The 21,576-nt window shown below is 69.6% G+C and carries 23 protein-coding genes and 2 pseudogenes; 11 read left to right on the top strand and 14 right to left on the bottom strand.

Going from position 1 to position 21,576, the window contains the following annotated elements; genetic code table 11:
- Positions 1 to 44: 44 nt before the first annotated feature.
- From fusA to F4556_RS36305, 3 genes are all read left to right on the top strand, one after another.
- Entirely contained in the window at positions 45 to 2,093 is a 2,049-nt protein-coding gene (fusA, locus tag F4556_RS36295) for an elongation factor G (RefSeq protein WP_184923860.1), read from the top strand.
- Between the two features lie 495 nt (positions 2,094 to 2,588).
- The gene (locus F4556_RS36300) at positions 2,589 to 3,128 is read left to right on the top strand and encodes a hypothetical protein (protein ID WP_184923862.1); all 540 of its coding nucleotides are present in this window, start codon (positions 2,589 to 2,591) and stop codon (positions 3,126 to 3,128) included.
- A 352-nt stretch (positions 3,129 to 3,480) separates the two neighbouring features.
- Positions 3,481 to 4,791, top strand: a complete 1,311-nt coding sequence (locus F4556_RS36305) for a DUF1254 domain-containing protein (RefSeq protein WP_184923864.1) — start codon at positions 3,481 to 3,483, stop codon at positions 4,789 to 4,791.
- A 23-nt stretch (positions 4,792 to 4,814) separates the two neighbouring features.
- Here the strand turns inward: F4556_RS36305 and F4556_RS37695 are convergent.
- Positions 4,815 to 4,993: pseudogene (locus F4556_RS37695) on the bottom strand (ATP-binding protein); the annotation flags it as partial.
- Here F4556_RS37695 and F4556_RS39645 point away from each other — a divergent pair.
- From F4556_RS39645 to F4556_RS36320, 3 genes and pseudogenes are all read left to right on the top strand, one after another.
- Positions 4,986 to 5,300: pseudogene (locus tag F4556_RS39645) on the top strand (DUF4158 domain-containing protein); the annotation flags it as partial. The pseudogenes F4556_RS37695 and F4556_RS39645 overlap by 8 nt on opposite strands.
- A gap of 43 nt (positions 5,301 to 5,343) precedes the next feature.
- Positions 5,344 to 6,303 carry a hypothetical protein gene (locus F4556_RS39650; RefSeq protein WP_313069119.1) on the top strand — a complete coding sequence of 320 codons (960 nt, stop codon included), beginning with the start codon at positions 5,344 to 5,346 and terminating at the stop codon, positions 6,301 to 6,303.
- Positions 6,237 to 6,449 (top strand): hypothetical protein, encoded by a 213-nt coding sequence (locus F4556_RS36320; protein ID WP_313069120.1) that lies wholly within the window; start codon positions 6,237 to 6,239, stop codon positions 6,447 to 6,449. Before F4556_RS39650 ends, F4556_RS36320 begins: the two co-directional genes overlap by 67 nt.
- A gap of 81 nt (positions 6,450 to 6,530) precedes the next feature.
- Here F4556_RS36320 and F4556_RS36325 read toward each other — a convergent pair whose 3' ends face one another.
- Both F4556_RS36325 and F4556_RS36330 read right to left on the bottom strand, forming a co-directional pair.
- Positions 6,531 to 6,923 (bottom strand): MmcQ/YjbR family DNA-binding protein, encoded by a 393-nt coding sequence (locus F4556_RS36325; RefSeq protein WP_184923870.1) that lies wholly within the window; start codon positions 6,921 to 6,923, stop codon positions 6,531 to 6,533.
- Positions 6,920 to 7,315 carry an MmcQ/YjbR family DNA-binding protein gene (locus F4556_RS36330; protein ID WP_184923872.1) on the bottom strand — a complete coding sequence of 132 codons (396 nt, stop codon included), beginning with the start codon at positions 7,313 to 7,315 and terminating at the stop codon, positions 6,920 to 6,922. Before F4556_RS36330 ends, F4556_RS36325 begins: the two co-directional genes overlap by 4 nt.
- A 109-nt stretch (positions 7,316 to 7,424) precedes the next feature.
- Between F4556_RS36330 and F4556_RS36335 the strand changes: the two genes are divergently transcribed.
- Positions 7,425 to 8,378 (top strand): helix-turn-helix domain-containing protein, encoded by a 954-nt coding sequence (locus F4556_RS36335; protein WP_184923874.1) that lies wholly within the window; start codon positions 7,425 to 7,427, stop codon positions 8,376 to 8,378.
- 62 nt (positions 8,379 to 8,440) lie between these two features.
- Here F4556_RS36335 and F4556_RS36340 read toward each other — a convergent pair whose 3' ends face one another.
- From F4556_RS36340 to F4556_RS36355, 4 genes are all read right to left on the bottom strand, one after another.
- Positions 8,441 to 8,575 carry an NmrA family NAD(P)-binding protein gene (locus F4556_RS36340; RefSeq protein WP_221503786.1) on the bottom strand — a complete coding sequence of 45 codons (135 nt, stop codon included), beginning with the start codon at positions 8,573 to 8,575 and terminating at the stop codon, positions 8,441 to 8,443.
- A 263-nt stretch (positions 8,576 to 8,838) separates the two neighbouring features.
- Positions 8,839 to 9,318: a MarR family winged helix-turn-helix transcriptional regulator gene (locus tag F4556_RS36345; protein ID WP_184923876.1), complete on the bottom strand. Its 480-nt coding sequence runs from the start codon at positions 9,316 to 9,318 to the stop codon at positions 8,839 to 8,841.
- An 11-nt stretch (positions 9,319 to 9,329) separates the two neighbouring features.
- Positions 9,330 to 10,391, bottom strand: a complete 1,062-nt coding sequence (locus tag F4556_RS36350) for an alkene reductase (protein ID WP_184923878.1) — start codon at positions 10,389 to 10,391, stop codon at positions 9,330 to 9,332.
- A gap of 83 nt (positions 10,392 to 10,474) precedes the next feature.
- A complete protein-coding gene (locus F4556_RS36355) occupies positions 10,475 to 11,380 on the bottom strand; it encodes an NADP-dependent oxidoreductase (RefSeq protein ID WP_184923880.1) in 906 nt (301 codons plus the stop codon).
- 243 nt (positions 11,381 to 11,623) lie between these two features.
- Between F4556_RS36355 and F4556_RS36360 the strand changes: the two genes are divergently transcribed.
- Positions 11,624 to 12,196: a recombinase family protein gene (locus tag F4556_RS36360; protein ID WP_184923882.1), complete on the top strand. Its 573-nt coding sequence runs from the start codon at positions 11,624 to 11,626 to the stop codon at positions 12,194 to 12,196.
- Positions 12,197 to 12,212: 16 nt separating this feature from the next.
- Here the strand turns inward: F4556_RS36360 and F4556_RS36365 are convergent, their stop codons facing one another.
- The 5 genes from F4556_RS36365 to F4556_RS36380 all read right to left on the bottom strand — a co-directional run bounded on the left by F4556_RS36365 (position 12,213) and on the right by F4556_RS36380 (position 16,210).
- Positions 12,213 to 12,815: a hypothetical protein gene (locus F4556_RS36365; RefSeq protein WP_184923884.1), complete on the bottom strand. Its 603-nt coding sequence runs from the start codon at positions 12,813 to 12,815 to the stop codon at positions 12,213 to 12,215.
- Between the two features lie 226 nt (positions 12,816 to 13,041).
- Positions 13,042 to 13,779 carry a barstar family protein gene (locus F4556_RS36370; RefSeq protein WP_184923886.1) on the bottom strand — a complete coding sequence of 246 codons (738 nt, stop codon included), beginning with the start codon at positions 13,777 to 13,779 and terminating at the stop codon, positions 13,042 to 13,044.
- A gap of 150 nt (positions 13,780 to 13,929) precedes the next feature.
- Entirely contained in the window at positions 13,930 to 14,784 is an 855-nt protein-coding gene (locus F4556_RS38855; protein WP_313069124.1) for a transposase, read from the bottom strand.
- Between the two features lie 18 nt (positions 14,785 to 14,802).
- The gene (locus F4556_RS38860; protein WP_313069126.1) at positions 14,803 to 15,489 is read right to left on the bottom strand and encodes an ISL3 family transposase; all 687 of its coding nucleotides are present in this window, start codon (positions 15,487 to 15,489) and stop codon (positions 14,803 to 14,805) included.
- Between the two features lie 136 nt (positions 15,490 to 15,625).
- Complete coding sequence (locus tag F4556_RS36380) at positions 15,626 to 16,210, bottom strand: phage tail family protein (RefSeq protein WP_184923888.1); 585 nt, start codon at positions 16,208 to 16,210, stop codon at positions 15,626 to 15,628.
- A gap of 306 nt (positions 16,211 to 16,516) precedes the next feature.
- Between F4556_RS36380 and F4556_RS36385 the strand changes: the two genes are divergently transcribed.
- On the top strand, positions 16,517 to 16,918 hold the full coding sequence (locus F4556_RS36385) for a hypothetical protein (protein WP_221503788.1): 402 nt from the start codon (positions 16,517 to 16,519) through the stop codon (positions 16,916 to 16,918).
- A gap of 785 nt (positions 16,919 to 17,703) precedes the next feature.
- Positions 17,704 to 19,134, top strand: coding sequence for an amino acid permease (locus F4556_RS36390; RefSeq protein WP_184923889.1), 1,431 nt, complete (start codon positions 17,704 to 17,706; stop codon positions 19,132 to 19,134).
- Between the two features lie 46 nt (positions 19,135 to 19,180).
- Here the strand turns inward: F4556_RS36390 and F4556_RS36395 are convergent, their stop codons facing one another.
- Positions 19,181 to 20,134: a helix-turn-helix domain-containing protein gene (locus F4556_RS36395; RefSeq protein ID WP_184923891.1), complete on the bottom strand. Its 954-nt coding sequence runs from the start codon at positions 20,132 to 20,134 to the stop codon at positions 19,181 to 19,183.
- Between the two features lie 71 nt (positions 20,135 to 20,205).
- On the opposite strand from F4556_RS36395, the gene F4556_RS36400 reads away from it, so the two are divergent.
- Positions 20,206 to 20,805: a DJ-1/PfpI family protein gene (locus F4556_RS36400; protein WP_184923893.1), complete on the top strand. Its 600-nt coding sequence runs from the start codon at positions 20,206 to 20,208 to the stop codon at positions 20,803 to 20,805.
- Positions 20,806 to 20,819: 14 nt separating this feature from the next.
- Here the strand turns inward: F4556_RS36400 and F4556_RS36405 are convergent, their stop codons facing one another.
- A complete protein-coding gene (locus F4556_RS36405) occupies positions 20,820 to 21,575 on the bottom strand; it encodes a 2-phosphosulfolactate phosphatase (RefSeq protein WP_184923895.1) in 756 nt (251 codons plus the stop codon).
- Position 21,576: the final 1 nt, after the last annotated feature.

A 21,576-nucleotide genomic window follows, 5' to 3' on the forward strand; every position in this document is an offset into this window, starting at 1 on the left:
GATCGCGCCGCCCTTCTCCGGATCACCCCGAAAGGCCAACGGCCGTGCGTACCAAGCCGCACCTGCAGCACACCGACCCGCTCGCCACCGTCCGCAACCTGGGCATCCTCGCTCACGTGGACGCCGGCAAGACCACCGTGACCGAGCGGATCCTCTACCTCACCGGCGCCGTCCACAAGCGCGGCGAGGTCCACGACGGCACCACCGTCACCGACTTCGACCCGCAGGAACGGGACCGGGGCATCACCATCTTCGCGGCCGCCGTCAGCTGCGTCTGGGACGGTCATCGGATCAACCTGATCGACACCCCGGGCCATGTCGACTTCGCCGACGAGGTGGAGCGCTCGCTCCGGGTGCTCGACGGCGCGATCGCGGTGTTCGACGCGGTGGCCGGCGTCGAGCCGCAGAGCGAGTCGGTCTGGCGGCAGGCCGACCGGCACGGCGTGCCCCGGATCGCCTTCGTCAACAAGCTGGACCGGGTCGGGGCGGACCTGGACGCCGCCGTCGAGTCGATCCGGCAGCGGCTGCACACCGTGCCGCTGGTGGTGCAGCTGCCGGTCGGCCGCGAGGAGCGGTTCGCCGGTGTGGTCGACCTGCTGACGATGCGTGCGCTGCTCTGGGACGAGGGCCGGGACGACTGCCGGGAGGCCGACGTACCGGAGGAGTTGCGGGACGAGGCGCGGCACCGGCGTCGTCTGCTGGAGGAGGCGGTGGCCGAGCTGCACCCGGCCGCGCTGGAGGAGTTCTGCGCGACCTCGGCCCTCTCCGCGCCGACGCTGGCCGCCGCGCTGCGCGACCTCACCCGGACGGGGGAGGCCGTCGTGGTGCTGTGCGGATCGGCGTACCGGAACCGGGGGATCGAGCCGCTGCTGCACGCGGTGACGGCGTATCTGCCGTCGCCGCTGGACGTACCGCCGGTGCGCGGCACGCTGGGCGACACGGCGCAGGAACGGCCGGCGGATCCCGAAGTGCCGTTCGCCGGGCTGGTGTTCAAGGTGAGTGCGGCCGCCACCGGGCGGCTGGCGTATCTGCGGATCTACTCCGGGACGATCGGGAAGGGGACGACCGTGCTGGACGCGGGCACGGGCCGGACCGAGCGGATCGGCCGCATCCTGCGGGTACAGGCCGACCGGCACGCGGACGTGGACCGGGCGGTGGCCGGGGACATCGTGGCCGTCATCGGACTCAAGGCGGCCCGGGCGGGCAGCACGCTGTGCGCGCCCACGGCACCTCTGGTGCTCGAACCGCCGAGCACCGCCGAGCCGGTGGTCTCGGTGGCGGTGGAGGCCAGGACCGCCGGCGACACCGACCGGCTCGGCGCGGCGCTGGCCCGACTGACCGAGGAGGACCCGTCGTTGCTGGTCCGCACCGACCCCGAGACCGGGCAGACGGTGCTGTCCGGGATGGGCGAACTGCACCTGGAGGTGGCGGTGGAGAAGATCCGGCGCGCCCACGGGCTGGACGTCCAGGTCGGCCGGCCGCAGGTGGCGTACCGCGAGACGGTGGTCCGAGGCGTGACCGGACTGGTCTTCCGGCACGTCAAACAGGACGGCGGGGCCGGGCAGTTCGCCCAGGTGGTGATCGACACGGCTCCGTTCGAGGGTCTGGGCTTCGAGTTCCGCTCGACCGTCACCGGCGGCCGGGTGCCGGCCGAGTTCGTCCGGGCGGTCGAGGCGGGCTGCCGGGACGCGCTCGCCGAGGGCCCGCTCGGCGGCCACCCGGTGGTCGGCCTCCGGGTCACCCTGACCGACGGGGCCACCCACACCAAGGACTCGTCCGAGCTCGCCTTCCGCACCGCCGGACGGCTCGCGCTCCGGGCCGCCCTGCGGGCCGGCACTATGGCGCTGCTGGAACCGGTGGTCGAGCTCACGGCCACCGTGCCCGACGACGCCGCCGGCGGCGTGCTCGGTGACCTCGCCGCCCGACGCGGCCGGGTCTCCGGCTCGACCGCCCGGGCCGGTACGGCGGCGCTCACCGCGACCGTCCCGCTGGCCGAACTGTTCGGCTACGCAACCCAGTTGCGCAGCCGCACCCAGGGCCGGGGCACCTTCACCACCCGGCCCACGGGCTACGCCCCGGCACCGGTCCGCTAGCCAGACCGACCACCCCGACCGGACTGTCCGGCCGGGGTGGCCGGCCCGGCCGCTCACCCGCGCGTTGCGGAACCGCCCGCGCCCCGTGCCGGTCATGGCTACGATCCGATCGGCACTGCCGCTGGTCGCGGCAGAGGTCTTGGTGGACGTCGTCGCACGGCGCTCCCGATCTGGCGAGGCGGGACTATGTTTTCGATGTCGCGCATTCAGCGGTAGGTCGCGGCGGTCCACGAACGCCTCAGTCTGAACTCCCCACTCCGCTTAGGCTTCCGTGTCGATCTGCTTCGACAGGTGGCGCTTCGGGCCTTCGCCCTGGCACCCGACGATCACCTCACCGATGCGGTACATGTCACGGTCTCGTACCTCAACGCGGTAACCCAGTGTGTACCTCCTTCTTCGTACCTAACATGGTGGGTGTCCTGCTCGGCCAACGGCCGGATTGATCAACGGACTTGGCGAAGCCGGATGGCTCCGTAGGCGCTTCGGGGGATCGTCATGGATAGCGGCGACAAGGTTCGCACGTGGGTCGCTGTTGCCGGCCTGGCTATCAGCGTGCTGGCGTTCCTCGGCGTCACCAACCTCAAGCAAATCGGGGAAGCGATCAGCCCGTCAGCCAAACCCACTCACCAGGCTGGTCCCGCCTTGCCGGCTTTCACCGAGTCAGTCGTCACGCCGAAGGTCCAGGCGCCTGCGGTGAGCGAGACACCGTCAGCGTCGAAGTCGCCGACTCCCGACCCTGGCTGCGAGGCAGCAAACTCAACGATCGACGCGTACGACGGCCTCATCACCATGGACAACCAGGAGGCTGCGGCTGCCTCCTTCAACCGTCGAGCGTCGGCACTCGAAGCCGATGCAAAAACGGCGACTACCGCGAAGGTCCGGGCGGCGATCAATGCAATGGCCGTCGCCTCAAGAGCAGAGGCCGATGCGCTTCCAACGAGGACCCAGGCCGATTCAGACAGGTACAAGGCTGCTAGGGAACGTGTGAATCGCGCCTTCGACGCTATGGAAGAAGCTTGCAAGGTGCTGTCATGACGCACCGGGGCGACCACGTTTCTCAGTAGGAGTTGTAGCGGAGCCGGAACGTCAGCTGGACGGACGGATTTCCGCTGCCCGCGACGACATCGACGCGGACGGCCGAATGCCCCGGGGGCAGGTTTGGTTTCGTATTCGACTCCACCTACTGGCGTCGGAGGACGCCCGGACTGCTCTGTGCCGGCGCCGGAGGCGAGCGCTGTCGGACCGAGGTTGAACGGTTCCGGGCCGGTCCTACGCCCGCTGCTGCGATGTCACCCGTTAGGCCCACGCTCACGCCGGTCTGCGTAGCTGATTCCTGCGGATCATGCCAGCGTGTGGGCAAGGATCAGTTCGAGGGCAGGGGAGTGGTGTGGGCAAGCTGGCTGATGACCTGCGGACGCTAAGCCGTGAGGCGTACTTCTACCTGTATCCGCTGGTGACGATGGACATCTCCCGGCAGCAGGCAGCCGCGTTGCCCGCAGGGGTCAAGCCGGGGTTCGGGCCGCCGAACCAGTACCAGCATCTGCGGGAGTTCCCCGCGGCCGACTTCCGCGCCGTGGTCCGGCCGAACTTCGACACCCTGTACTCCAACGCGTGGCTGGACCTGACCGCCGGACCGGTCCGCCTGTCCGTGGCCGACACCGGGGACCGGTACTTCCTGCTGCCGATGCTGGACATGTGGACGGACGTCTTCGCGGTGCCCGGCAAACGCACCACCGGCACCGGGCCGCAGGAGTACACAATCGTGGGACCCGGCTGGAACGGTGAGATCCCGACGGGAACGGAAGCGATTCACGCGCCGACACCGTACGTGTGGATCATCGGCCGGACCCAGACCAACGGCACCGCCGACTACCCCGCCGTCCACGCGATCCAGAACGGCTTCCGCCTGACCGAGCTGAACCCCGTCGAGCACCTCCCCGACCCCGCGGTGGACACCGACACCGAGGCCCTGACCTTGGCCAACCGCCTCACCGGCGTCGACTTCCTCGCCCGCGCCGCCCAGGCCCTGCACGTCATCGCGCCGCACGCCACGGACTTCTCGGTCCTGACCCGCATCGCCGCTCTCGGCATCATCCCCGGCAAGCCGTTCGAAGCCGCCCGTTTCACCCCGGACGAGCAGGCCGAGATCGAAGCCGGCACCAAGGAAGCTCTCCAGCAGATGCTCGCTGCCCAGTCCAGTCTCGGCACCCGCGTGAACGGCTGGTCCTCGTTCCTGGACACCATCGGTGTCTACGGCAACGCCTACTTCCAGCGAGCGGTCGTCGCGCTCATCGGGCTGGGCGCCAACCCGCCGGAAGAAGCCGTCTACCCGTTCCTCAACGCCGACGCCGACGGCGACCCCCTGTTCGGCGAGCACGACTACGTCCTGCACTTCGACGCGGACGCCCTGCCCCCGGTCTCCGCGTTCTGGTCCGTCACCATGTACGACGCCGAAGGCTTCCAAGCCCCCAACGAACTGAGCCGCTTCGCCCTCGGCGACCGCGACCCCCTCACCTACAACCCCGACGGCTCCCTGGACATCCACATCAGCCACACCAACCCCGGCCCCGACCGTGAACCCAACTGGCTCCCCGCCCCAGTCGGCCCACTCGGTATCACCCTGCGCCTCTACGCGCCCCGCCCCGACGTTCTCGACGGCAGTTGGGCCCCACCCCCGGTCCGCAAGACCAAGGGCTGAGCCCAGGGGCCCGATCGGGGCGGGGCGGCGGCCATCTGTTCGGCCCGCGCCCGGGTGGCGGCCAGGCGGTAGGAGTCGGTGCCGGTCTCGATAATGTTGCCGCCGAACGTCAAACGGTCGACGATGGCCGCGCAGAGCCTTGGATCGGTGAACGTTTTGGCGACCCTCCAAAGGATTCGTTGGAAGCTATCGCCATGGAGTTAGCGGAGCGTGCCCCGTTTCCCGGCCCTGGGCGCCCTCCTTGGTCTGATCGAGTGATCCAGGCCAAAGGGGCGGGCGTGCGACAAGAGTGGTCGCCAGAGGATCTGTTGGCGAGCTGGACGCTGGTAGACGGCGACTGGGACCTGGTGGCGAACAAGAGCGGGACGACCCGGCTCGGCTTCATCCTGTTGCTGAAGTTCTTCGAACTGGAAGGCCGGTTCCCCGATGTGCTGGGAGAGATCCCGTCGCTCGCGGTGGAGTACGTCGCCGATCTGGTGAAGGTCCCGGCCACTGACTTCGCGAAGTACACGCTGGTCGGCCGGACTGCCGAGTACCACCGCAAGCAGATTCGTGAGGCACTCGGGGTTCCGGCCGGCGACGCTCGCGGACGAGGAGGCGCTCACCGGGTGGCTGGCTGCGGAGGTGTGCCCGGTCGAACTGGTGGAGGCCTGGCAGCGCGACGCTCTGCTGGTCGAGTACCGGGCGCGGAAGATCGAGCCGCCGGGCCGGACCCGCGTCGAGAAGATCCTGGTCGCCGCCCGGGGCCGATGGGAGTTGGCATTCTGCGCCCACGTCATCGAGCGCCTGGGCGAGGCGGGGAGGGACCGGCTGCTGTCCCTGGTGGCAGAGGACAACGAGACAGGCACCGCCCTGCTGGCCGCGCTCAAGCGCGACCCGGGCGCGGTCGGCCTGGACTCCCCGCTCACCGAGATCACCAAGCTCAACGACGTCCGCAGACTGGGCTTGCCCGAGGCGCTGTTCGCGGACTGCTCGGAGAAGCTGGTGGCCGCGTGGCGGGCGCGGGCGATCAAGATGTACCCCTCGGACTTCCGCGACACCAGCGCGGACGTGCGGATCACGCTGCTCGCGGCACTGTGCTGGTCCCGGCAGGCTGAGATCACCGACGCCCTGGTCGAGCTGCTGGTAGCCCTGGTCCACAAGATCAACACTCGTGCCGAGCGGCGGGTGGAGAAGCAGCTCACCGCCGAGCTGAAGAAGGTCCGGGGCAAGGAGGGCATCCTCTTCAAGCTGGCGACGACCGCCGTCGACAAGCCCGACGAGGTCGTACGCCGAGCCCTGTTCCCGGTGGTGGGTGAGAGGACGCTTCGTGAGCTGGTGGCCGAGGCGAAGGCGAACGAGAAGGTGTTCAAGGCCAAGGTCCGCACCACCCTGCGCTCCTCCTACGGCTCGTACTACCGTCGCACCTGCTCCAGTCCGCGCTCGTACATATCAATACTCTGCTGGTGCAGCAGGTCCTGGCCGAACCGGCTTGGGCGAAAATGCTCAGCGGCGAGGACCGGCGCCGCCTGACCGCGCTGTTCTGGTCGAACGTCAACCCGTACGGCACCTTCCGCCTGGACATGGACAAGCGCCTGGACCTGGGGTCGGCTGCTGTCCTGCCCCGCCCCCGCCCCCGAACCGCGGCGGCCGCCGCCCGGTCCGGCACGGAGACGTGATGAGGCGACGTCATCGCCCAGCTCCCAGCGCTGCCTGGCTGGCCTGAGGCCAGCCAGTGTCCGAGGGGGCGCGGCCAGCGTTCACCTGGCGGCCGCGTCCGGGCCAGGGGCTCGCGGCGGGCGCTCGCTCCGCGGCAGACCGTCGACGACCAGGTCGTAGGAGTGCTCGACCGCATCGTTGATCAGCCGCTTCGTGATGCCCCGCCCGGGCCCCAGAGAGATCCAGTGTCTCTTGTCGAGGTAGCGGCCTGGGGTGATCGAGGCGTAGCCGCGCTCCAGTGCCCGCGCGTGCTCAGGTTCGCACTTGACCGTGATGATCTGTTCGTCCGGGTCGTCGGTGACGATCAGGAACACCTTGTCCGCGACCTTGTACACGTCGAGTCCGAGGGTGAAGGGGCGGCCGTGGCTGACGTCGGGGAGGGCGAGGGCCGCCTTGCGGGCGGTGTCCTGGAGGCGGTCACCGGCCGCGCTCACCGGGCCGCCTGCGTGCTGGTGCCGTAGGTGCGCGGGTCGACGGGCTGCTCGGCCTTGGGAAGGTGGGAGACGACGGCCAGGTAGGAGTCGGTGACGAGTTCCCTGACGAGCTTCTTGTCGACGCGTGTCCCTCCCTCCAGCGTGATCCAGTGTTTCTTGTTCATGTGGTAGCCGGGGGTGATGTGGCTGTTGTGTTCCCGGAGGGCGCGGGCCTCGCCGGGATCCGCCTTGAGGATCACGACGGGGCGCCCGGGGACCTCGGTCATCAGCATGAATATCTTGCCTCGTACCTTGAAGACCTCCCAGTCCGGGCCGAACGGATGCTCCAGCTGGGCTCCGGGAAGGGTCTCCGCGCACCCGGCGGCAAACGTCTGCAGGGTCGATCCATTCATGACTGTGTCCTTCCTCGGTGGTGGCTGGCAGCGGCTCCGGCCAAGGACGCGGACTGCACGCCCCACCCTTTCCCCGAAGCGGGCATAACGGGCGGTAAACTGCGGACACATGATGGTCGACAAGCGACACTCCAGGCGCTCTCCACGCATCGGACCCGGCGGGCAGGCCGTGCAGGACGCGGTTCCGCTGTACGGTTTCCAGCCCCCGGTCGGCACTCCGTACGGCCTTGAGGTGAGCACCGTCGAGGACTTTTTCGCCGAGCACGACGACTGGCCGTGGAATCCGCCCCGTCCTGGCCGCGCCACCTTCCACTACCTGATCCTCGTGACCGAGGGTGAGCTGCTCCACGATGTCGACCACGTCACGCGGACCGTTGCCTGCGGCCAGTGGCTGTGGGTGCGTCCCGGGCACGCGCAGTGCTGGCATCCGCCGGGCGCCGCCCGCGGCTTGTTCATCCTGTTCGAGCCGGACGTGCTGACGTCCGACGCCGCCCGCCTGCTGGCCCCGCTCACCGCGCACGAGGCCCCTGCCGTACTGAGCCCGCACCCCGATGACGCGGCCTGGCTGCGGCAGACGGCGCTCCAGCTCCTGGATGAGCACCGTGCACTGGGGCGCCGCCGGCTCGATGTCCACCACGCCCTGCGGCGCAGCCTGCTCGAATCGCTGCTGCTGCGCCTCGCCAATTCCCCGGATGTCACCTCCGCCAGCGCGTTGGCGGGCGGAACGGGCCGCAGGGACACGTACGCACGGTTCGTGGACGCCCTGGAGCTGCACTTCCGGGAACTTCACCGGGCTGCGGACTACGCCGGGCTGCTCGACTGTTCGGTTCGCACCCTCAGCCGCGCGGCCCGGGACGCCACCGGCAAGGGGGTGCGTGAGGTCATCGACGAGCGGCGGCTGCTCGAAGCCAGGCGCCTGTTGGGAGGTGCCGGTTGGGATGCCCGGGCTGTGGCCGTCCATCTCGGGTTCACCGATCCCGCGAACTTCGGCCGCTTCTTCCGTGACCACACCGGTCTCACCCCGGCCGCCTTCGCGGCCCGCGAAGCCAAGGCCGGCATGTGAGGCGGGCGCGGCACCAGCCCGCATCCCCACGGCCGGCCCGCCCCTCGGGCCACAGCGGGCCGTCACGGACCGCCCGGCCTCACCAGGGCGCGGACCTTCTTGCCGCGTTTGAGGAGTTCGTCGACGACCTTGCTCCCCAGGGAGCTGGTCGCCCCGACGACGAGGACCGGGAGGGTGGTGGGGTCGGTGGCAGGCATGGGGGTCTCACTTTCCGTCAGGCTGACGGGCGGTGGCTGCAGACGGACGCGCCTGCCATGGGGATCATGGTGGCGGGCCGTGGGGGCGGATCCGCGGTGCGCCTCGCCGCCACGTGCCGCGTGAGAAGGCAGCCGGGACGGGGTGGGTGCTATGGCCAGCCTGGAGGTGGTCGTGCCGCATGCGGGACGGTGTGCACCGCAGTCCGCGTGCCCCTTTTCACGTGTGGTGTGGCGTACGCGGGCATGGGGTGCACACCGGGGAGTCACGCGGACTCTTCCTGCGGCAGCGCGCGGCTGCCGATCGCCTCGGTGATGGCGTAGGCGGTCTCGACGAAGGACTCCGCCTGCTGCTCCGACAGATTCCGGGCGGAGGTCTCCTCCAGGGCCTGCCACAGGGCTGCGATGGGTTCGCGCATGGCACGGCCCTTGTCGGTGAGGTGGACCACCATGACGCGCCGGTCATGTGCGGCCGGCTCGCGGACGACCAGGCCGGCGTCCTGCATGCGGCGTAGCGCCTTGGAGATGGTGGAGTGGTCCACGCCGAGGCATTCGAGCAGCTCGGACTGGGTCTGGCCGTCCCGGTCGAAGAGCTGCATCAGCAGCAGTTCCTGTCCGGGATGCAGGTCCATCGCGCGCAGCAGGGTGGCGGCGTGGGCGCGGTGGGCGCGGGCGAGTTGGAAGATCGCGTAGCTCATCGGTCCTGCGCCGGCCGTCGTGGGGATGCGGGGTTCGGGGGTGGGCATGGTTCGGTTCCTCAGCCGGTGTGGGCCGGGTAGTCGGTGTAGCCGGCCGCTCCGCCGCCGTAGAAGGTCGCCGGGTCGGGGGTGTTCAGCGGCGCGCCGACGCGGAGCCGCTCGACCAGGTCGGGGTTGGCGAGTGCGAGGGCGCCGACGGAGACGAGGTCGGCCGTGCCGTTGTCGATGTCCTTGGCGCGGGCGGGCAGGTCGGTGCCGCCCCGGTTGAGGATCAGCGTGGTCGGCCACAGCGCGCGCAGGGTGCCCAGCAGTTCCTCGTCGCCGGCGTGCATCACGTGGAGGTAGGCCAGGTCCAGGGGGCGCAGGGCGTCCAAGAGCGCCGGATACAGCTCGGCGGTGTCGGACTCGGCGATGTCGTTGTAGGGGTTTGCGGGGGAGATGCGGATACCGGTGCGCTCGGCGCCGATCTCGTCGGCCACCGCAGCGGCGACCTCGACGGCGAAGCGGATGCGGCCCTCGATCGAGCCGCCGTAGCCGTCGGTGCGCTGATTGGTGTTGTCGGACAGGAACTGGTGCACCAGGTAGCCGTTGGCGCCGTGGATCTCCACGCCGTCGGCGCCTGCCGCGACGGCGGCCGCTGCGGCGCTGCGGAAGTCGTCGACGGTTGCCGCGACCTCCTGCGTCGACAGGGCACGGGGCTCGGGCATCTCCTGGGGCCCGGACGCGGTGAACATCGTGCCCTGGGGGCGGATCGCCGACGGGGCGACCGGCCGGCGCCCGTGGGGGGTGTTGTCGGGGTGGGCGATGCGTCCGGTGTGCATCAGCTGGATGACGATGCGGCCCTCGGCCGCGTGCACGGCGTTGGTGACCTTGCGCCACCCGGCGATCTGCACGTCGTTGTGGATGCCGGGGGTCAGGAGGTAGCCCTGGCCGTCGGCCGAGGGCTGGGTCCCCTCGGTGATGATCAGCGCGTGCGAGGCCCGCTGGGCGTAGTACTCGGTGTTCAGCTCGGTCGGCACGCCCTCCGGCGTAGAGCGGTCACGGGTCATGGGGGCCATGACCAGGCGGTGCGGCAGAGAAATGCCGCCAAGAGTGGTCGGCGTCCACAGGGAATCCAGCATGAGGGGGTCCTTCGATAGGGCGGTGACCGGCCGGTCACCGTAAAGGCAGCGGGTGGTCGTGGGGAGGCGGTGGGAGGGCGTGCTCAGTCGACGGTCAGGACGAGCTTGCCCCGCACGTGCCCGGCGTCGCTGACCTGCTGGGCCGTGGCCGCCTGGTCGATCGGGTAGGCGGTGACGGTGGTGACGAGCTTGCCGGCCGCGGCGTCCTGGGCCAGGGCAGCCAGGCGGGCGGTCGAGCGTTCCTGGGCCCCCTGGGAGAAGGTGATGCCCAGCTGCCGTGCACCGAAGTCGGCGATGGTGACGATGCGCTCGGTGCCGCCCCGCAGGGTGATGGAGTCCTCCAGGGCTCCCTTCCCTGCCAGATCGAACACCGCGTCCACGCCGTCGGGGGCCAGCGCTCGCACCCGCTCGACCAGACCGTCGCCGTACACGGTCGCGGTGGCGCCGAGCGAGGTGAGGTAGTCCTGGTTGGAGGGGCCCGCGGTGGCGATCACGCGTGCCCCGCGGGCCGTGGCGAGCTGGACCGCCAGGGTTCCCACCGCTCCGGACGCGCCGTGCATCAGCACGGTCTCCCCGGCGGTCACCCCCAGCAGGTTCAGGACCCGCTCGGCCGTCTCACTGGCCACCGGCAGCGCGACCGCGTCCCGCCAGCCGAGGCCGGCGGGCTTGGGGGCCACGGTGGTGGCCAGCGCGTACTGGGCGTACGAGCCGGTGTCCGACCAGCCCAGCACCTCATCGCCGACCTGCACGTCGCTCACGCCCTCACCCAGGGCGTCCACCACACCGGCGAGCTCACCACCGGGGACGGCGGGGAAGGTCGTCGGGCGGACGGCCTCCAGCATCCCGGCGCGGATCTTGCCGTCCAGCGCGTTCAGCCCGGCGGCCTTCACGCGGACCCGGACCTGGCCGGGGCCGGGCTGCGGGACCTCGATGTCCGCCTCGTGCAGCACGTCCGGGTCGCCGAACCGGTCGAAAACGATTGCTTTCATGATCACTCCATTCCTCCGGCCACCGAAAGTGTGGCTGGCCACATAATTAAGGTAACAGCAATCATGTGGCTAGCCAAGTAATGCCGACGTGGGGGCGGAGGCAGCCACCCCGGCCCGCTTCGGGGGGCGCCGACCACTTACATGGCCGACCGCGTGAACGAACGCGGCGACCGCAAGGGTGCGAGCAAGGGTCGGACCCCTCGGCGTCACGGTGTACCGCATCCTCGCCAACGGCGGTGCCCCGTGGCGCTCATCGGCCTGGTCCGCGTCAGCACCGACAAACAGAAGACCCGGCGCCAGCACGACGCCCTCGGCCCGATCTGCCTCAAGGTCTTCGAGGAGAAGATCAGCGGCAAGCTTGCCGTCGACGACCGGCCCGGACTGACCGCCGCCCTCGACTACCTCCGCGACGGCGACATGCTCACCGTCCAGGAAGTCGACCGCCTCGGCCGCAACCTCCTCGAAGGACTGATCGTCCTCAACGACCTCTTCCAGCGCGGAATCGCGGTCAAGGTGCTGGACGGCATCGCAACCGGCGAGCACACCGAACGCTCACTCATCCTCGACCTGGCCCTCGCCCATGCCGAAGACCGGCGCCGCGACATCGTGAAGAAAACGAAGAACGGCCTGGAATCCGCCCGCGCACGCGGTCGCGTCGGCGGCCGACGCCCCGTCGTGGACGACGACAAGCGCCGCGTGATCCTCGCCCGCCGGGCCGAGGGCCAGTCAATCCGCGAGATCGCCGTCGGCGTCAAGGTGTCGGTCGGCGTCGTACACAAGACCCTCAACCCAGCAGCGGCACCCGGCGACAGTTGACCCCAGAGGCGGATCGCTACTTTGCGGCTGGTGTCTGAGCTAGGACACCGGGGCCGACATGGCCCTCCAGGAAGGCCTCCTGCCCGCACGAGGCGAAGACCTTGTGGGCGCTCTTGCCGCTGAACGAGAGCCGCAGCGAGAACAGGTACACCTTGGTGGACACGCCGTTCAGCTGGATCCACACGTCACCGAAGTCGACCTCGGCCTCGTCCCCGGGGCGGTGGGTCTGGGGGATGAACGCCTGCGGTGGCCCGCGGCCCTCCTCGACCCGGATCTCCGGGCCGCGCCCGGCGATGTAGGCGCGGACCATCGCGTAGGACACGCCCTGGGCCCGGTGCTCGTCGATCAGCCGATCGAAGACCCGCTTGGCGGTGTGCCGCTGCTTGCGCGGCGCGTCCAGGTCCTCCCGCAGGATCTGGTCGATGACCACCTTGTACGGGTCCAGGCGAGATGCCCGGGCCGGAAGCTCCTTGCGCGCGGCCGGCCAGACCGACTCCAGCGCCATCGCCACCGTCCTGCGGCCAACCCCGTACTTGGCCGACAGAGCCCTGCTGGACAGCCCTTCGACCTTCGCGTCACGGCGGATGGCCGCATACAACTCGACCTTCGAAAGCGGCACTTGAGCCACCCAAGGGCTACTTACTGCAAGCGGCATCCTCCCACCGCAAGGCCCGCAGTGGAGTCAGAACTCACCTACCACTGGTCTCAAGACTCGGTTCTGGCACAGATCTTGGGGAGCGGTCGCGGAGAGTCATCGCGGTGTTCGAGGACGGGGGTGTCCTATCTCGTCCGATGGAGGCGTCTACTCAGCGAATCCAGTTGCTTGGCTGGCCGCAGCCCGTCGTTCAGGCGTCCGAATGTTCGCGGCGCAGGTACTCCGAGCGGGACTGGAGGATGTCCAGGGCCTCGTGGATCGAGCAGCCGAGGTGGTCTCGGAACAGCTTGATGGCCTTGATGGTCATGCCGCTGAGGATCTCCTTGTCCGCGAAGGAGAGCGGGCCGGCTGTCCAAGGGGCAGACGCGGGATCTCCACCGGGCCAGACGAAGTCGGTCAGGGTGACCAGCAGGCGGCCGTCCGAAAGCGCCACCGCCAGGTCCATGCCGCGGGCCGCCTTCTCGGTGAAGGCAACGGGTGCGGTGTGGTCCAGGAGGAAGACGAAGTGCTGGGCTATACGCTGCCGCCACTCATCGAGCTCGCCATCGCCGTCCAGCCTCAGGTTGGAGTTCCAGGCTGCCTGGGCGAGAACCGATACGAACAGCCCGAGGAAGTCCGACTTCAACAGGTCGTCCGCGTGCTCGATCAGAATCGCGAGGTCCTGGTTCCCTTGGCCGGGACCGTGCCAGTCGTGGAGGCAGTCCACGAGCGCATCCCAGTTGTGGCCGAAGTAGCCGAGGAGCGACAGATCTCGGGCGAAGGTGCGGAAGACGGACGCCGGATCCCGCATTTCCCGGCCGTCCAGCCGCAGGACCAGACCGTTTCGCTGCATGAGCGCGGCCGTTTCCGACGCCAGCCATGGGTCGGCAGGGGAGGTGAACACGACCCATGGGGAGCGGTGTTCCGTCAGAGTGGGCTTGGTCATCATGGGTGAGATCCTTGCACGGCCTTTGCTCGGAGCCCGAGCGATTAAAGGAGGGTAGATCGTGCTCAATGAGCACCGTCCGCCCAGGTCAGGAGGCTGTCTATGACCGTCTTCAATGCGAACGGACAGCGGGAGGGTTGAGCTCCGGCGCGGCTACTGCAGCAGGATCATCTTCCGCAGCAGGTGGAAGCCGGCTCGTCCGTAGAGCTGCCTTTTGATCTTCTTGATGCGGTTGACGGCGCCTTCGATGCTGCCGGAGCTCCAGTGGAGGGTGAGTCCGGCTGTCACGGCGTCGAGGTCTCGGAGCAGATGCAGTGCGAAGCCGGTGAGGCCGGGCAGTTGGCTTGCGTCGACTGCGTCGATCCAGGCAGGGAGCCTGGCACCGAGGCGGTCGGTGAGTATTTCGCCGAAGTCGCGGACATGCCCGGCGGCGGTGTCCAGTTCGGGGCAGCGTGCCAGGACATCCTTCAGATCGGCGCGGTCGTCCTCGCTCAGCGCGGTGGGGTGTCGGATGAGCCAGCCGGTCACCTGCCGCACCGTCGGAGGCCGCGGCGGCGCGCCAGCCGGAGCCCCACGGAGGGTGGCGATGTAGCTGCGGACTATCTGGTAGGTGACGGGCGCATTGTTGGCGACGAGTTCGCTGTGAAGGTGGGTGACGCTGGTGCATCCCTCGGCGAATCGACGCTCCAGGTAGGGCTTGTAGGGGTCCAGCCTGCTGGGTCGGGGCCGGTTTTCGCGGATGGTGTCCTGCCAGTGTGCGGCGTTCGCGTATCTGAGCACGGTGTTGAGGCCCCAGCTCAGGTGCCGGGCGATCGCCCGGCGTGAGTGACCTTGGGCGAGGAGCTCGTGGACCAGGGCGTGCGCGGCCTTCTTGCGCTCAGCCCGCCGGCCGATGGGCGCCGGGTCGTCCTGCGGTCGGCCGGAAGTCAGTCGGGTGGCCTCTGGCAACATGCTGCTGGGCGAAGGGTCGCGCAGGCAGTCGCGGTGGCTGGCGACGCAGGTTTCCACGGCTCGGCCGAGGCCCTGTCACAGGTGGAACCTGTCGGCGACCTGCAGAGCGTCGGGGGCACCGCGTCGTGCTCCCTCGGCGTAGGCGCCGGCTCGGTCCCGGCAGATGATCTCCACGCCGGGGTGGCGGATCAGCCAGGCGGCCAGCGGCCCGGCCTCGCGGGTCGGGAGTACGTCGACCACGCGATGCTCTTCGACGCTGGTCAAGACGGTGGAGTAGGTCTGGCCGCGGCGGATCGCGAAGTCGTCCACGCCCAGCACGCGCGGAGTACCGAACTGCGGATCGGGCAATGCCATGACCCTCCGTAACAAGGTCATCCGGCCGGCTCCGAAGCCCAGCTGGGCCGCCAGCCGGGCGCCGGCCCGCCCGGCCAGCGCGAGCCCCACTCGCTCCAGGGCGTGGTTGAGCCGCGTGGTGAACCGTGCGTGCGGGGCAGCCAGCTGCGAGAACGGCTCGGCGAACGTCCGGCGCGGGCAGTCCGCCGACCCGCAGATGAAGCGCCGGACCGTCAGCCGGATCACGAAGCCCTGCTCAGCGAGCGGAAGATCCTTCAGCCTGCGCTGATATCGGTCGTGGACCCGGTCCGAGAAACGGCCGCAGTCCGGACATGCAGAGCCAGCCGCGCGGCCTCTCGCCGCCACCTCGACCGTGCCGAACGCGGCTGTGACCACCTCAACATCCACATCGTCGATTCCGTCGAACACCAGCGAGTCCCAGAATGGTGCATCGGTCGGTCTGCATAACCAGCACCATCACTGGCCACAACCGGCTGCATCAGCGAGCGGCAGGGACCTGAGGGAGCGTCAATTCCGATCGCTGGACTACAAGGCGTACGCGGTCTCACGCGAACCCGTCTCCTCGCAATCGAACAACAGGGTAACGCTCCGCGACGACTCCCCAAGATCTGTGCCAGAACCCAAGACTCACGTACAAAGCCACAGGTTGAACAGCTGCGGATTTACCGCCAGGACGGGAGTCGATCGTCAGGGTTCGTCCGGCCTCGATGACCGGAGCCCCGGACTGGACAGCCGGGATGCCGAACGACTGGACCGAACCGCTGTGTTCGGCGGGAACAGTGCTGATGCTGAACGACTTTACGGGCCCGGTGATTTTCCATACGGGCCATGCCTCGACGTCCCCCGCGTTGTCGATCGGCAGATCCGTGACGTACTCGATACCCTCGCTGAGGGTCAGCGGCAGGAACGGGGAGCGCAGGAACGGCAGCACCTTGCCGAAGTCCAAGTCCCAGCTCTCGGAGCGGACTTCGTCCGAGTAGAACCACGGGTCGAAGCAGGTCAACTTGATGCCGTACTTCACCCAGCGGAACCCGGACCTGTCCTCGGACTCGGTGAACCGCAGCAGCGCGTACCCGCGACGGGGGTTGAGCGCGGCCACGAGGCGCCGGTTGGTCTCCTCACGCGTCACGGCGCGGGTGCCCCGGAAGATCCCGCCGTCCAGTTTGGGATTGTCGTGGGCGTGCAGCTCGAAGGGCGGGACGCCTATTTCAAGCGTTGCCTTGCAGCTGTCCTCAGCCCCCGTGGCGTCTACCGGTCAGATCCCGTAGGAGACTTCCATCTGCTGAGTTCCTGTAGGTAGCCCGAGCCGTCCACTGGTTGTCGGCCGGCCAGCGGTCAACCTACGAGGTTGCAGGTACCCCCCGAAGCCCGTTGGCCTCACCCTTGCGGCGGGGGTGGATCAGCCGCCCGCTCGGATGACCAGGGGGACAGAAACATGTCGATCCGCAGGAAGATCGCTTCGACGGTGGCCGCCGGATTCATGGCACTGGGTGGAGGGGTCATTGCGGCAGCTCCGGCGCACGCGGCCTCCTTTGCCTTCGGCTGCCAGCCCGGCTACGTGTGCATCTACGCCGACAGCACTCTCAACGCTCTCCAAAACGGGAACATCATCGCCCGTTTCGACCGGTACGGCGCCAACAACCTGGACAACATCAACGGTAACCACTGGGTGGTCAACAATCAGACCGGCGGCAGCAATGCCACCGCAGTCATGTGCTACAACTACTGGGGCGGCAACTGCTCCGGCAGGGTCGTTGACGTCCAGCCGGACGGCTGGAACACCGCGGTGGTAGTGGATCTGACGCCGATCAACTCGATCTGGCTGAACCGGCCGTAGTAGCTTTGGGCTCTGGTCAACTCGGTTGCCATTGAGCCGTAACGCTGATCTGCTTCAGCGGAGGGAACGCCCCGGCAGTCGCCGGGGCGTTCCTGTTTGCTGGTCGGATTCCGTACATGACCTCAATCTGCTGAAGTGCGCGGAGAATGGCCTGAGTTGTGCCTCGTGCTCGGCCTCGTAGCGGCGCTCCTGGAACATTTCGGCTGTGGTGCTCGCGTTGTGCACGTGCTCACCGCTCCGGAGGTCCACGAGTTCGGGACCGCGCTGCCGACCAGGGCCAGGTCCGGTGACGCGCTGTTGGTCCCGGTCCGGTAACCCCGGGTGCCCGAGAGGGCGTTGGGCCGGCCGGCCCCGTCGTGGGACGCGGCGTAGTTGAGACCGGCGTAGATGTTGGCCAAGGGATCGGTGATTCCGTGCGAAGCGCCGGAACCGCTGTTGAGCATCCCGCCGAGCGGGTTGGGCGCGGAGTCGAAGCTGCCGTACTCGCTGCAGCCGGGGGCCTCGGGGGTGTTCCAGTGCCTGGCGATGTTCGTCGAACCGGGTGGCCTGGGCGTGGTGAGACCCGGAAGGCCTGACGGTAGGTCAGATTTGAGCTTTCCCCGGCGTCTGAATATGTGCCCTGACCTGGCCTTATGTCGAGATTGAGTGAGCATTTCAAGATGGTTGGTTCCGATACCCAGCAGTAGAAGTTAGGTTGCCTCGCAATGCGCGGATCTGTCCCCCTCCCTTCGGCACAGCAGGCCGAAGGGGCCAGCCGCGCGGGAAAGGTACAGGCACCCTCACCCATGAGTGCGAACACCACGACCCAGGCCGCCTCGCCCCCGGAGACCCCGGGCCAGGGCGGGCCGGACGGCGGCAGCGGCCAGCTGAAGGCCGGGCTGAAGAACCGTCATCTGTCCATGATCGCCATCGGCGGCGTGATCGGCGCCGGCCTGTTCGTCGGCTCCGGCGCGGGCATCGCCTCCACCGGGCCCGGCATCCTGCTCTCGTACGCGCTGGCCGGTGTGCTGGTCGTGATGGTGATGCGGATGCTCGGCGAGATGGCCGCCGCCGATCCGCAGAGCGGGTCGTTCTCCGCGTACGCGGACCGGGCGCTCGGCCGGTGGGCCGGGTTCAGCATCGGCTGGCTGTACTGGTTCTTCTGGGTCGTGGTGCTGGCGGTGGAGGCCACCGCGGGTGCCAAGATCCTGAACAGCTGGATGCCCGGCGTGCCGCAGTGGGCGTTCGCGCTGGTGGTGATGGCCGTGCTGACGGCGACCAACCTGTTCTCGGTCGCCTCGTACGGGGAGTTCGAGTTCTGGTTCGCGGGCATCAAGGTGGTGGCGATCGCCGCGTTCATCGTGGTCGGCGGCCTGGCCGTGTTCGGCCTGCTGCCCGGCACCGAGGCGGTCGGGACGACCAACCTGACCGGCAACGGCGGCTTCCTGCCGCACGGTGTGGGCGCGGTGTTCACCGGCATGCTGACCGTGGTCTTCGCCTTCATGGGCAGCGAGATCGTCACGCTCGCGGCCGGCGAGTCCGCCGACCCGGAGAAGGCCGTCAGCAAGGCCACCAACAGCGTGATCTGGCGGATCGGGGTGTTCTACCTCGGCTCGATCGCGATCGTGGTCACCCTGCTCCCGTGGAACGACACCTCGGTGAAGGGCAGCCCGTACGTCGCGGTGCTGGAGCACGTCGGCATCCCCGGCGCGGGCCGGGTGATGGACGTGATCGTGCTGACGGCGGTGCTCTCCTGCCTCAACTCGGGCCTGTACACGGCCTCCCGGATGGCCTTCTCGCTCGGCCAGCGCGGCGACGCACCGCGGGCGTTCGCCCGGGTGAGCGCGGACGGGGTGCCCCGTACGGCGATCCTGTCCTCGGTGGTCTTCGGCTTCGTCGCGGTGTTCTTCAACTACACCTCGCCGGACACCATCTTCAAGTTCCTGATCAACTCCTCGGGCGCGGTGGCGCTGTTCGTCTGGCTGGTGATCTGCTTCTCGCAGCTGCGGATGCGGCGGATCATCGAGCGGGAGACGCCCGAGCGGCTCACCGTCCGGATGTGGCTGTACCCCTACCTGACCTGGGCGACGATCGGGCTGATCGGGTTCGTCATGGTCTACATGTTCACGGACGCCGACGGGCGCACCCAGATGTACCTGTCGCTGGTGGCCGCGGCGATCGTGCTGGGCGCGTCCGCCGTGGTGGACCGCCGCCGGAAGGCCGCCCTGCAGGGCTGACGGCGAGCCGGGGGCTCGGGGCACCGAGCCCCCGGCGTTTTCGTGGTCAGCGCCGGTACTGGCGCCGGTAGGCCGAGGGGCTGACGCCCATCGTCTCGCGGAAGTGGTGGCGGAACCCCGCGACGGTCAGGCCCACCCGGCCGGCGATCGCGTCGATCGAGTCGTCCGCGGACTCGAGCAGAGCGGCGCCGGCCCGGATCCGCTGCCGGGTGATCCAGCGGCCCGGGGGCAGTCCGGTCGCGTCGGCGAAGCGGCGTTCGAACTGACGGACCGACAGATGGGCGACCCCGGCCAGTTCGTCGACGGTGAGCCGCCGCTGCAGGCCGTCCAGCGCGTACCGGACGGCGGCGCCGATCGGGTCGTCGGACGGCGCCCGGCCCACCGGATACTCGGCGAACTGGGCCTGGCCGCCCTCGCGGTGGGAGGCCACGACCATCCGGCGGGCCACCCGGGCGGCGACCTCGGTGCCGTGGTCCCGGCGGACCAGGTGCAGGCAGACGTCGATGCCGGCGGTGGTGCCGGCGCCGGTGACGACCGATCCGCTGTCGACGTAGAGCACCGACGCGTTGACCGTCACCGCAGGGTGGCGTTCCTGGAGCAGCGCGGCGTACCGCCAGTGGGTGGTGGCCTCCCGGCCGTCCAGCAGTCCGGCGGCGGCCAGCGCGAACGCGCCGCTGCAGATGGACACCACCCGCGCGCCCCGGGCGTACGCGTCCCGCAGCGCGTCCAGGACGACCGGGGAGACGGCGCGGCGCACGTCCGGGACGCCCGGAACGATGACGGTGTCGGCGGACCGGAGCCGGTCCAGGCCGTGGTGCACCACGATGTCGAAGCCGCCCACCGCCCGGTGCGGCCCGGGTGTCTCGGCGCACAGCTCGAAGCGGTACCACCAGTCCACGTCCAGCTCGGGCCGGGGGACCGCGAACACCTCGGCGACCGTGGCGAGTTCGAACGGGGCCAGTCCGTCGAAGGCGAGGCAGACGATTCGGTGGGGGCGCATGACGGAATCCTAGCGATGTGTGCCGTTTCCGACACTGTCGGGCGACACCCGGCAGGCCCGAGCCTTGGGGCATGACATCTGCACGACTCACATTCGGGATGCTGGTCTTCGACGAGGTCGAGGTCCTCGACCTGGGAGGCCCCTTCGAGGTCTTCAGCACCGCAGGCCGGCTGGCCCGCACCGCAGACGACGAGCCCCTGCTGCGCGTCCTGACGGTCGCGCCGACCGACCGGGTCGTCCGTGCGCGCGGCGGGCTGAAGGTGACGGCGGATCACACTCTCGACGAGGACCCGCCCTTCGATGTACTGGTGATCCCCGGCGGCGTCACCACGGCGGTCGAGACGGACCCGGCCGTGATCGACTGGCTGGCCCGGCGCCGGCAGACCTCGCTGCTGACGTTCAGCATCTGCACCGGGGCCTTCCTGCTGGCCGCGACCGGTGCCCTGAACGGCCGCCCGGCCACGACCCACTGGGAGGACCAGGAGGAACTGGCCAGGCGCTGGCCGGAGATCGAGGTGCGCACCGACGTCCGATGGGTCGACGACGGCGACCTCGTCACCTCGGCGGGGATCAGCGCGGGCATCGACGCCAGCCTGCACATCGTGGGCCGGATCTTCGGCGAACAGCTCGCCCGCCGCACGGCTCGCCAGATGGAGTACGGCCGGTCGTGAGGTCGGGGCCTGTTTCACCCGGCTGCCGTGAACGCTCCGTCGGTGAGGATCGGGACGATGTCGCAGACGTCCGGCTCGGTCGCGATCGCCACATCGTCGGCGAAGCCGCCGACCGTGAGTTCCTGCCCGGACGCGCAGGCTGCGACGGTGGCCGCGACATCCGGCGTCGCCTCGAAGCAGGCGGCTGCGGCGGCCGCCTCGGGTGACAGGACGGCATCGCCCTGCCGCCGCAGCGCGGAGAGCACCGCACCCGCGCCGAGCAGGTCCTCCAGCGCGGGGCGCAGGCTGCCGTCCGGCCACCGCTCGCCCGAGGCGATCACGGCCACCGGACGGTCGGGCGTGCCGTAGCCGTGCCGCGCGAGCCAACGGCCCACCGCCGTCGCGTTCCGCAGACAGCCCGCGACGACCGTCGAATCCCCGGCCGCGGCGGCAATGGACGAACCGTTGGGGGAGGGCAGGACCAGGCGCGGAGTGAACGGAGCACTCCGCAGCGCGGCCGGCGACAGCGACCACGGCGAGTCCCGCGTGGCCGCGCGCCGCCCGACGGCCAGCCGCGCGTCCAGCTTCTCGGCGAAGGCCGCTGCGGACTCGTCGCGCCACGGGTAGGGGAAGACCCGTGTCCCGGCCTCCACCGCCACCGTCACCGAGGTGGTGAACGACAACACGTCGACCACCACCAGGCACGCGACGTCCAGCGCGAGCCGCTGCGCGCCGACGGGGCCCCAGTCGAACCGCGCCCCGCTGCCTGTCTGCAGAAACCACTCGTCCATG

This window comes from Kitasatospora gansuensis, assembly GCF_014203705.1.
In the GTDB taxonomy this organism is placed as follows: domain Bacteria; phylum Actinomycetota; class Actinomycetes; order Streptomycetales; family Streptomycetaceae; genus Kitasatospora; species Kitasatospora gansuensis.